The sequence below is a fragment of the Alteromonas sp. a30 genome (assembly GCF_026788005.1).
Classification (GTDB): Bacteria; Pseudomonadota; Gammaproteobacteria; order Enterobacterales; family Alteromonadaceae; genus Paraneptunicella.
Genome location: NZ_JABEPE010000053.1, coordinates 1 through 3,068, shown reverse-complemented (window position 1 = coordinate 3,068; position 3,068 = coordinate 1). Strand labels below are relative to the sequence as shown.

Genomic DNA, 3,068 nt, shown 5'->3' with positions numbered 1-3,068 from the left:
CGCTCACGATTGCCACTTTCGTCGATTTCCACTTCATAATGTTTGCCGATGTAGTGGGTGGTGATAGTTTTTTCCTGTCCTTCTTCCTGAACGACTCGGATTTGTTTGTAACGGGCTAAGTCTGCGCCATAGGCCAGCGTGATGTCGCTGTCGTTTTTGTTGATGCCTTTTTTCTTAATGCTAAGCGGCTTGTTAAACACATCGTAAGTGACTTCTTGTGTGCCGTTTCTGTGGGTCTGGTTGCCTTTGTTGTCGTAACCAAAGCTCACGGTGCTGTCATCTTTTAAGCGGATGCTGCTGATTTTATTGGTGCCAGCGGTGTAGCTGTAGGCATTGTTGCTATTTTGTGAGTAATCCGATTTTTTGGTGAGGTTACCTACGGCGTCATAGCCGTAGTAAATACTCGCCGTTTGCCCGTTTACGCTAATGCCCGAGCGAGTTAAGCGGTGCAGCGCATCATAGGTGAAGCTATCTTGGGCGTTGGTCACTTCGTTGGACTGCACTTTTAAGTTGCCGAAGCTGTCATAGGCATTCACTGCGTTGTAGGCCAAGTGATGCAGTGGCGAGAGCGAGCCTATTTTCACTTGGCTTGAGAGCATTTGCCCGGTGACGCCGTGATACAGGTATTCCCCGTTTAGTGTGTTGCCGTTTAAGCTTGCCTCTTGAATGTTGCCAAAGGCATCTTGTTGGGTCACCTGTCGGTACACAAAGTCGCTTTGGGCGTTTTTCTCATGGGTGAGGTAGCCTTGGGCGTTGTACTCGTATTTTATTTTGATGCCATCAGTGCTTGTGCTTCTGCCCGGATACTGCATGGCTTTCATGCGACCATAATAGCGGTCATATTCGGTGGTGGTGCGATAGGTGCTGCCATCAATAGTGACATCGCTTTGGGTAATGCGCGCAGCGCTATCGTATTGGTAGTTTTGGCTACTGCCACCTTGAGACTGACTGCCCAGCAAGCCATCTTTTTGGGTATCCCAGTTGAAGCTGGCGATGGTTTTGCTGCTTGATGGACCATCGGCAATGCGTGAGGTCACGCTGCCTAATAAGTCCATGTCGTAACGGATGGCCTTGTTGTTGGCATCTTTAAAAATCGGATTAACAAACTTGCAATTCAAAGCCAACAGCATTTAGAACACCTGCTGCCCGATTACATTTATTGGTACAACGTAGTTCGGCCTCATAGCCATTTGGACGGGCGTACACCAATGGAAGTTTGGCAACAAGTGGACGTGTTCAAAACCGGCTACAAATGCACAAAGCACTTTGAAAAGTGGGGCGGATTATTAACGGGCGTGGAATTGATTTATTGACGAACTGACGTCGGTATATCGCCACTCAGGATGAAGTTGAAAAATAACGTAAGTGGATAAGTCAACGTCCACGGGACAGTCATGCTTCAAATGAATTTCTTGATTATTTTTTGTTCTGAAATGAAAGCGAGATTTGAAAATTCAGAAGTGATTTTGAAAATGTTGGTAGGAATTTAAAAAATGACAGGTTGATTTTTAAGCAAAAACCTAAAAACCAACCTTGAGAAATATTACCCGTTATCTAGTGGACGTTTGGACGTTTGGACGGGACAACAACACAGACTTCTCTATGGAAGCACCACCCCTAAATGCTCTATCACTTTAGTATCAATGTTTATTCTTACTTTATGAGCTAAATCTGTATTTAACTTAGTAAAATGCACTAATACATCATCCCCACCACTTTCCATTGATGTTATCTTCAAATCGTTATCTTTCAATAAATCTGCATATTCTATTCTGGCGATAAATGAGTATTGATTTGAATTCGGAAATAGCAGAGCTCGAAATGCCTCAGCTGCCACTGCATCTTTTACTGTTGGTGACGTGAAAAATAACTCCTCTCCAGAGTAATTTAAGCAACCATTTAACTTACTATTAGTTGCAATTGCTTTTCTAGCCTTAGCATTAATCGTAAAAAACAATGAATCAGCTTGCATATTAGTTTTAAAAACTTCAATCACATTATAGGTGCAAAATTGAGTTCTACCATCATCGTAAAGCTGCCCTGGTTCCATTATAAAGTTAGCGTCGTAGGAAAGCACTACATCATCCATGTAGTGCTTTTCACCCGACATAGCAGCAACCTTAGAAGGGTTTTTCAGTACAACCTCAGATAGAGTGTTCAACTCATCTTCTAACATCGGTTTAAATTTAGGAATCACATTAGAAGCATGAGCATTAAAAATACACAATAAAGCCACAATACGTAAAATCATCTTTGAACTCCATAAGCTTTGATAACCCTATCATAATCCACCTCCCTAATTGAGCGGTCATCAGAATAACTCATTATGGCATTAGTCTTATTTTTTGATGCCACAACCCTAAAGCATGACCAAACTCATGAGTAGGCGTTAAATACCTATCGCCGGCATAATCCAATGATAATGACGCCCTAGGTGACCAATTAATTACATGCTGCCTATCACCGCCTATTGTTACATAAGCAGAAACCTTACCGCTGCTAGTATTACAAAATCCATATTCAGCGCAGCTAGTAAATATCAAATTTGCTTTAGATTTTTCTGCTACGATTCTAATATCCACTATTAATTTCTTACTGCTACCACTACCATCCCAGAGTCTATCTATTTGATCTATGGCATTATCAAACGCACTGTGCTCTATTCCATCATTAAAAGCACTCAGTGATATTCTGACAGAGTTCTCATTAGAAGATACCACGCCATCATTTAACCACGCTTGATTTGGTGACACGATATCTTTAATGGTTGCAGGATCCGGCTCAGGATTTTTTTTCTTACTTTGATTGTTATCACTAACATTTCCCCCTTCCCCAGAATTATTTTCTCCCTGATTCAAAATATCAACATTATTCTGCTGTTTATCCGCAGTAACCGTTGTCTTACCGCTGTCTTTCGCACCATTGCCTTTTTGCGATGCGCCATGCACTTTGTTATGCGCTGCCGCTGCAACGGCATTGCTCGCATTATTAGCAGCAACCGCTGTTTCAGCTTGTTGATTTTTTGCAGACTTAATCCTAGAGTCAGAGCCACAACCACTAAGCGCACA

The 3,068-nt window shown here is 42.2% G+C and carries 3 protein-coding genes and 1 pseudogene; 1 reads left to right on the top strand and 3 read right to left on the bottom strand.

Features of this window, described 5'->3' with window-relative positions; genetic code table 11:
* A pseudogene (locus tag HJG39_RS18965) lies at positions 1-1,130 on the bottom strand (hypothetical protein); the annotation flags it as partial.
* On the opposite strand from HJG39_RS18965, the gene HJG39_RS19485 reads away from it, so the two are divergent.
* Positions 1,083-1,313, top strand: a complete 231-nt coding sequence (locus HJG39_RS19485) for an integrase core domain-containing protein (protein ID WP_442781051.1) — start codon at positions 1,083-1,085, stop codon at positions 1,311-1,313. The pseudogene HJG39_RS18965 and the gene HJG39_RS19485 sit on opposite strands and share 48 nt — an antisense overlap.
* Positions 1,314-1,600: 287 nt before the next feature.
* Here the strand turns inward: HJG39_RS19485 and HJG39_RS18960 are convergent, their stop codons facing one another.
* Entirely contained in the window at positions 1,601-2,251 is a 651-nt protein-coding gene (locus HJG39_RS18960; protein WP_268411951.1) for a hypothetical protein, read from the bottom strand.
* 73 nt (positions 2,252-2,324) lie between these two features.
* Positions 2,325-3,068 (bottom strand): hypothetical protein (locus HJG39_RS18955; protein ID WP_268411948.1); only part of this gene is annotated, 744 nt, incomplete at its 5' end.